This window comes from Achromobacter xylosoxidans, from assembly GCF_002192695.1.
Lineage (GTDB): Bacteria > Pseudomonadota > Gammaproteobacteria > Burkholderiales > Burkholderiaceae_B > Achromobacter > Achromobacter xylosoxidans_C.
In genome coordinates, this window is the sequence record NZ_MTLG01000113.1 from 1 (window position 1) to 1,383 (window position 1,383).

The 1,383-nt window shown below is 46.9% G+C and carries 1 protein-coding gene and 1 pseudogene; both read right to left on the reverse strand.

Going from position 1 to position 1,383, the window contains the following annotated elements; all coding sequences use genetic code 11:
* Positions 1 to 147: 147 nt before the first annotated feature.
* A complete protein-coding gene (locus BRO63_RS34085; RefSeq protein WP_143219524.1) occupies positions 148 to 639 on the reverse strand; it encodes a hypothetical protein in 492 nt (163 codons plus the stop codon).
* 288 nt (positions 640 to 927) lie between these two features.
* A pseudogene (locus tag BRO63_RS28410) lies at positions 928 to 1,272 on the reverse strand (integrase core domain-containing protein); the annotation flags it as partial.
* Positions 1,273 to 1,383: the final 111 nt, after the last annotated feature.

Here is a 1,383-nt window from a genome sequence, read left to right on the forward strand (position 1 = left end):
GGCTTTTTGAATTCTGGTGCCCGGGGCCGGAATCGAACCGGCACGCCTTGAAAAAGGGGTGCCAGACTGCAATTTCACTCGCTAAATTGTAGTCTGACATTTTTTAAGATTCATATCCTCAAGCGCCAATCAACATATTCTATAAATTCACGGCAGTAATTCGTGTAATCTTTTTAAATTCAATGTGCGTAGAAAGTTACTGGATCCTGAGTTTTTGTTTTCCAAAAAAATATCTCCGTTTCTTTCTACTTTAAGAATATCAAATCTCAAGGAAAAGGAGTTTCCTCGTTTGGCATGAATAATGTCTTTTAATGATTTTCGAGGAATTGTAATTTCACAAAAATTCTCAAAATCCAGTATTTCAATATTTTCCTCGTGCTCGCGATATCTAGAAACAATATTTCCATTCCGGCGAAGAAAAGACGCTTCAACTGACCTACGGGCTAAATCTTCCGTCATTCCCGCAAGTTGAAAGCCAATTTTTCTGGGTGCATCTTGCGAAACTAAGCATGCCACGTGCATAATCCCCTTAAGATCGACCAGGTTGTGCTCAGGATGCAGTTTTGGGAAATAGAATATGGGCTGCTTACTATCTATTTTTTTACCGCAAAGTTCGCAAATTACATCGGTGCTTTTCATATCTGCCTTCCGGGCAACCAATTAGCCATATCTTCATATGGTGGGAAACTCTTGATGCCTGTTGGTAGAGTCTTTTATCAAAGATTTTTCCCGCGGGAATTTTTGAAAAACCGCTCTGTGGGTAAAAACTATATCAGACTGCAATTCAACGAATAGAGTTGTGGTCTGACGCGATTCTCATTTTTTAGGTAGTGGAAAGTGACGGAATCGCAGTGCCTGAAAATTGCTGAGCAATATTTGCTGCTTCGCAACGGTCCGGTAATCCCCCCATTATTAGCGATTGTGGATTCAGACGGTCATGGCCAACCGCTGTTTTGGGGGAAATCCGCCCAGAGCCATGTTTGGGCGCTCGTGATTGTAGGACCACATCCACTGCGTGGCGACGCGCTGTACGTGGTCCAGATCGTTCCAGTGATATTGGGACAGCCATTCGTAGCGCATGGTCCCGTTGAACCGTTCGACGTGGGCATTCTGTTGCGGCTTGCCCGCCTGGATGTATCGAGCCCTATGCTCCCATGCGCCGGCGCGCTCGACGATCGCCGAGCTCAGGTATTCCGGGCCGTTAGTGCACCGAATGGCTGAGATCTTTTCGCGCCAGCCGATAATCTGCTTGAGCGTGCGCATCACGCGCTCGAACAGCAGTGAGAGCAAGGGTTCGCCGACGCACGAAAAAAGCCGCTGACGCTAAACGTCAACGGCTTTTTGAATTCTGGTGCCCGGGGCCGGAATCGAACCGGCACGCCT

Coding starts and splice junctions, on each gene's coding strand:
- BRO63_RS34085 (WP_143219524.1), bottom strand. CDS start 639: ATGAAAAGCACCGATGTAATTTGCGAACTTTGCGGTAAAAAAATAGAT.